This is a genomic window from Streptomyces sp. NPDC058955 (genome assembly GCF_042741435.1).
In the GTDB taxonomy this organism is placed as follows: Bacteria; Actinomycetota; Actinomycetes; order Streptomycetales; family Streptomycetaceae; genus Streptomyces.
In genome coordinates this window covers 40,932-46,490 of the sequence record NZ_JBHYKM010000061.1, presented here as the reverse complement: position 1 = coordinate 46,490, position 5,559 = coordinate 40,932, and the positions used below count along the sequence as shown (strand labels likewise).

Annotated in this window: 5 protein-coding genes and 2 pseudogenes; 3 read left to right on the top strand and 4 right to left on the bottom strand. The window is 73.9% G+C overall.

Translation table 11 applies throughout. The features are described from left to right. Positions 1 to 341 (bottom strand): annotated as a pseudogene (locus tag ACFW1I_RS22730) (hypothetical protein); the annotation flags it as partial. Positions 342 to 466: 125 nt separating this feature from the next. Here ACFW1I_RS22730 and def point away from each other — a divergent pair. Further along, on the top strand, positions 467 to 1,027 hold the full coding sequence (gene def / locus ACFW1I_RS22725; RefSeq protein ID WP_384672808.1) for a peptide deformylase: 561 nt from the start codon (positions 467 to 469) through the stop codon (positions 1,025 to 1,027). A gap of 196 nt (positions 1,028 to 1,223) precedes the next feature. Here def and ACFW1I_RS22720 read toward each other — a convergent pair whose 3' ends face one another. After that, the gene (locus ACFW1I_RS22720) at positions 1,224 to 1,871 is read right to left on the bottom strand and encodes a TetR family transcriptional regulator (RefSeq protein WP_319007883.1); all 648 of its coding nucleotides are present in this window, start codon (positions 1,869 to 1,871) and stop codon (positions 1,224 to 1,226) included. A 173-nt stretch (positions 1,872 to 2,044) separates the two neighbouring features. On the opposite strand from ACFW1I_RS22720, the gene ACFW1I_RS22715 reads away from it, so the two are divergent. Continuing rightward, the gene (locus tag ACFW1I_RS22715) at positions 2,045 to 3,259 is read left to right on the top strand and encodes an acyl-CoA dehydrogenase family protein (RefSeq protein ID WP_384672805.1); all 1,215 of its coding nucleotides are present in this window, start codon (positions 2,045 to 2,047) and stop codon (positions 3,257 to 3,259) included. A 28-nt stretch (positions 3,260 to 3,287) separates the two neighbouring features. On the opposite strand, the gene ACFW1I_RS22710 is transcribed toward ACFW1I_RS22715, so the two are convergent. After that, positions 3,288 to 3,884, bottom strand: coding sequence for a hypothetical protein (locus tag ACFW1I_RS22710; RefSeq protein ID WP_384672803.1), 597 nt, complete (start codon positions 3,882 to 3,884; stop codon positions 3,288 to 3,290). A 118-nt stretch (positions 3,885 to 4,002) separates the two neighbouring features. On the opposite strand from ACFW1I_RS22710, the gene ACFW1I_RS22705 reads away from it, so the two are divergent. Further along, a complete protein-coding gene (locus ACFW1I_RS22705; RefSeq protein WP_384672800.1) occupies positions 4,003 to 5,328 on the top strand; it encodes a phytase in 1,326 nt (441 codons plus the stop codon). Between the two features lie 28 nt (positions 5,329 to 5,356). Here ACFW1I_RS22705 and ACFW1I_RS22700 read toward each other — a convergent pair. Then, positions 5,357 to 5,559 (bottom strand): annotated as a pseudogene (locus ACFW1I_RS22700) (hypothetical protein); the annotation flags it as partial.

The window sequence follows — 5,559 nt, the reverse complement described above, 5'->3', positions numbered from 1 at the left end:
CCGGCGCCCGCGAATGTTGTTAATAAGCCACCGGGGGTGCGCCCCGCGGGATTGGGGGCGCCGCGGGGGTGGCCCCCCCCGGGGCCGGGGGCCCGCCGCGCCTCGGCGATCAGCCGGGTCGTGGTGGTCTTGCCGTTGGTGGCGGACACGAGGACGACGTCCAGGTGCTGCGCGAGCCGTCCCAGCAGGTCGGGGTCGAGCTTGAGCGCGACCCTTCCGCCGATCACCGATCCGCTGCCACGGCCGGCCGCCCGCGACACCGCGGCGGCCGCCTTGCCCGCGGTCACGGCCAGCTTGGCGCGCGGCGACAGCGGCTCTGGATTACCGGGGTGTCCTGACATCGTCCTTGATCCTCCTTGCGTCGGTCGGGGCTCAGCCTATCGAGAACCGGCCAGGAGCCCGAACCGCGGCACCCGGGCCGACCGTATGAAATGAGGAGGTCACGGCGGACCGTACCCTTACGGGCATGCGAAACCGCCCCATCCCCGGCAGCTCCGGCATCGTCCGGACGATGACCCTGCTCGGCGATCCCGTGCTGCACAGCCCCTGTGCCCCCGTCACCGAGTTCGGCCCCGAACTCGACGGTCTGGTCGAGTCGATGTTCGCCACCATGTACGCGGCGCACGGCGTGGGTCTGGCGGCGAACCAGGTGGGCGTGGGGCTGCGGGTCTTCGTCTACGACTGCCCGGACGACGAGGACGTGCGGCACCTGGGGCACGTGGTGAACCCGCGGCTGGTCGAGGCGGACGGCGACGCGTACCGCGGCCCGGAGGGCTGCCTCTCGCTGCCGGGCCTGGAGGCGCCGGTGGCCCGCTTCGACCGCGCGGTGGTGGAGGGCGTCCGCACCGACGGCACCCCGGTCCGCGTCGAGGGCACCGGCTTCTTCGCCCGCTGCCTCCTGCACGAGATGGACCACCTGGACGGACACGTCTACGCCGAGCACGTCACCGGGTGGCGCAGATCACGCCTCCTCCGCGCCATCCGCAAGCAGTCCTGGGGCGAAGGCGCGTCCGTCCTGGAGGCGTAGCCCGATCCCTTTCCGGTACGGCTCCGAGGCCGACCGCCCGCGATCGGCGGCTCCCCCGTCCCGCCGCCCCCGGCCCGCCCCGGGGTCGCTCCCGCCCCGGCCCCCGGCCGGAGGGCGGGCGGTGGGCGCCGGAGGGCGTACCGCCCGGAAGCGGGGGCCCGGGCCCGGGAGGCGAGCCGGGCCCGGAAGGCGCGGCCTAGAAGCCCGGGCCGTCGGCGCGGTCGTCGGCTTCGGCGAGGCGGCCCCAGAGGAGGTCCGCGAGGGAGCGGACCAGTTCGGCGCGGGAGCAGGGGCGCTCGCCCAGCCACCAGTCGCCGGCGGCGTGCATCATGCCGACGATGCCGTGGCCCCAGATCCGGGCCTGGGCCTCGGCCGCGGGGCCGAGGTCGACGCGCTCGGCGATGACCTGGCCCAGTTCCTCGCCCATGCGGCGGAGCAGCGGGGCGGAGTGGCGGCCGACGTCGAAGCCCTGCTCGGCCTGGTGGGACTCCTCGGCCGGGTGCATGAGGAAGCGGTAGACCTGCGGCATCGCCTCGATGGAGGCGAGGTAGGTGTCGAGGGTGGACTCGACGCGGCGGCGCCGGTCCGCGGGGGCGTCGAGGGCGGCCCGCAGCGAGGCGAGGAGGGCGTCGGTGTGGCGGGTGGCGAGGGCGCGGTAGAGGCCGCCCTTGTCGCCGAAGTGGCGGTAGAGGATCGGCTTGGTGATGCCGGCCTCGGCCGCGATCGCGTTCATGGATGCCTTGGGGCCGTCGCGGAGCACCACCCGGTCCGCCGCCTCCAGCAGTTCGCGCCGCCGCTGCTCGGCGGGCTTCTGCTGGTCGGTGGTCCGGTGTGCGATGTCCATAAGCGTGTCTCCCCGCCCGTGTGATGACCTGAGGCTGTCGCAACGTAACACCCGACCGGCACCCCGTGCCGAACGGTCCGGTCCGCTTCGCTCGCGAGGACCCGCAGGTTGACAGCCGTACCCGCCGGTAACAGACTGCTGTTACCGCAAGTAACGTACTGCTGGGAGGGAACATGGGCGAGTTCACGCTCGAGCTCAACGACGACCAGAAGCAGGTCCGCGACTGGCTCCACGGCTTCGCCGCGGACGTCATGCGCCCGGCCGCCGCCGAGTGGGACGAGCGTGAGGAGACCCCCTGGCCGATCATCCAGGAGGCCGCCAAGCTGGGAATCTACTCCCTCGACTTCTACGCCCAGCAGTTCTTCGACCCGACCGGCCTCGGCATCCCGATGGCGATGGAGGAGCTCTTCTGGGGCGACGCGGGCATCGCGCTCTCCATCGTCGGCACCGGCCTCGCCGCCGTCGGCGTCCTCGCCAACGGCACCGAGGAGCAGATCGGCACCTGGGTGCCGCAGATGTACGGCGACGCGAACGACGTGAAGGTCGCCGCCTTCTGCTCCTCCGAGCCCGACGCCGGCTCCGACGTCGCCTCCATGCGCACCCGGGCCGTCTACGACGAGGCCACCGACGAGTGGGTGCTCAACGGCACCAAGACCTGGGCGACCAACGGCGGCATCGCCAACGTCCACGTCGTCGTGGCCGTCGTCGACCCGGAGCTCGGCTCCAAGGGCCACGCCTCCTTCATCGTGCCGCCGAACACCCCCGGCCTCTCGCAGGGCCAGAAGTTCCAGAAGCACGGCATCCGCGCCTCGCACACCGCCGAGGTCGTCCTGGAGGACGTCCGGGTCCCCGGCTCCTGCCTGCTCGGCGGCAAGGACAAGCTGGACGAGCGGCTCGCCCGTGCCCGCGAGAAGGCCAGGTCCGGCGGCGAGCGCGTGAAGAACGCGGCCATGGCCACCTTCGAGGCCTCCCGCCCGGCCGTCGGCGCCATGGCCGTCGGCACGGCCCGCGCCGCGTACGAGGTCGCCCTCGACTACGCGAAGACCCGCGTGCAGTTCGGCCGCCCGATCATCGAGAACCAGGGCGTCGCCTTCCAGCTGGCCGACATGGCCACCCGGATCGACGCGGCCCGCCTGCTCGTCTGGCGCGCCTCCTGGATGGCCACCGCCGGCAAGCCTTTCACGAACGCCGAGGGCTCCATGTCCAAGCTGTACGCGAGCGAGGTCGCCAAGAGCGTCACGGCCCAGGCCATCCAGATCCTCGGCGGCAACGGCTACACCCGCGAGTACCCGGTCGAGCGCATGCACCGTGACGCGGCGATCTACACGATCTTCGAGGGGACGAGCGAGATCCAGCGGATGGTCATCAGCCGGGCCCTCGCCAAGTAGCCGGGCACCCTCGGGCCCTCTCGGGCGCTCAGCCGAACCAGACGACCAGGCGGACGTTCTCGTCACCGTGGACGGCCGCCAGGTCGCGCATGATCGCCCAGACCGGGCCCCAGCGGTCGCCGTCCGGCGGGGCGAACATCCGGGGCGTGTACACCACCGGCCGGTAGACCGCCCCGTCGAGGTGGACCTCGCCGCCCGGCGGCCACTCCCACGGCCACAGGTCCTCGCCGAACTGCTCCTCCGCCGCGTCCAGGACGGCGAGCGGGGCCCAGCCCACGTGGTCGAGGACGAGTTCGCCGTCCGGCCCCGGCACCCACACCCCGAGATGGTTGCCGTCGGCGCGGTCGTTCAGCGGCGCGTCCCAGTCGACGGCCTGCACCTCGGCCCAGGTGGCGTACGAGTGGCTGTGGTTGATCTCGTCGTCGAGGACGTCCTCGGAGGCACCGTCCGGCACGCCCCGCGCGTCGAACAGCGGCCGGTCCACCTGGAGCGCCCCGCCGTACCCGAACAGGCACTCCCGCGCGTCCTTGTCCCGCACCAGCGCGCAGTCGGGCAGCCAGTCGCCCGCCGTCCACCGCCCGTCGGCCCCGCGCACTTCGATCACACCGTCGATGTCCGTCCCCATCCGCCCGATGCTAGAGGCATGTTCCGTACGGCCGTTCGGAATTCACGGGTCCGCAAGGGCCGCTCCACCCCGCCTCCGTAGCGTCTCGGCCCGTCCGAGAACGCTACCGAGGAGTATCGTGAGCGCCTCCGCTCTGACCGCCCTGGCCGCCGCATTCAGCGTCGTGGCCGCGGTCCCCGCCACCCCCCAGCCCGTCCCCGTCGCCGTCACCGCCCGTGTCGAGACGCCCGTGGTGTACGACGACGAGGCCGGCGGCAACGCCGACGCGGACGACCCCGCCGTCTGGGTCGACCCCACGCGGCCCGGCCGCAGCCTCGTCATCGGCACCCTCAAGGAGGGCGGCCTCGACGTCTACGGGCTCGACGGCCGCCGACTGCAGCACATCGCCGCCCCGCCCGCCCCCGGCGAGGACGCCGCCCCCGGGCGGTTCAACAACGTCGACCTGGTCTACGGCTTCGAGCTGGACGGCCGCCCGACCGACCTGGCCGTCGTCAGCGACCGCGGCCGCGACCGGATCCGCGCCTACGCCATCGACCCGGCCGCCCTCGCCGCCGGCCGCGCCCCGCTGCGGGACGTCACCGCCGCCGACGTCACGCCCGTCTTCGCCGCGAGCGAGGCCGAGGTCGACGAGCAGACCACCTCCTACGGCCTCACCGCCTACCGCGACGGCGACGACGCCTACGTCGTCGTCTCCCAGCGCGAGCGCAGCCGGCTGCGCCTGCTGGAGCTGGAGGACCGCGGCGGCCGGGTCGGCTACCGCACCGAGGACACCCTCGACCTGCCCACCTCCTTCACCCTGCCGAACGGCACCGCCTGGCGGCCCTGCGCCGACCCCGGCGAGCTGCCGCAGGTCGAGGGCATGGCCGTCGACCAGGAGGAGCACGTCCTCTACGCCGCCCAGGAGGCCGTCGGCCTCTGGCGGGTCGGGATCGACGACGAGGAGTTCGAGCGGCCCGAACTCCTCGACCGCGTCCGCGAGTACGGCACCCCGTGGACGTACGACGAGGCCGAGGAGGAGTGCGTCCTCGACACCGCGCACGACCCCGGCTTCGGCGGCGCGCACCTGAGCGCCGACGCCGAGGGCGTCACCGTCTACCACGGCGACGACGGCACCGGCTACGTCCTCGCCTCCAGCCAGGGCGACAACACCTTCGCCGTCTACGCGCGCGAGGGCGCCAACGCCTACCTCGGCTCCTTCGCCGTCACCGACGGCCCGGCCACCGACGGGGTGCAGCACTCCGACGGCGCCACCGTGGTGAACGTGCCCCTCGGCACCGCCTTCCCGAAGGGCCTGCTCGTCACCCACGACGGCGAGGCCACCCCGGCGGACGGCGACCGCGAGGGCACCGACTTCAAGCTCACCCGCTGGGACGACGTCGCCGGGGCCTTCCCCGCGCCGCTCACCGTCGACACCGACTCCTTCGACCCGCGCGACACCGACTGAGCCGGCACCCGGGCCGCCGGACGGAGGGTCACACCACGCAGAACTCGTTGCCCTCCGGGTCCTGGAGCACCACCGCGTAGTAGTCCATGCCGTGCGGCTCGTCCATCACGCGCAGCACGGTCGCGGGGGGGGGGGGGGCGCGGGGCCCCCCCCCCCCCCCCCCCCCCCCCCCCCCCCCCCCCCCCCCCCCCCCGCCCCCCCCCCCCCCCCCCCCCCCCCCGAGCCCCACGC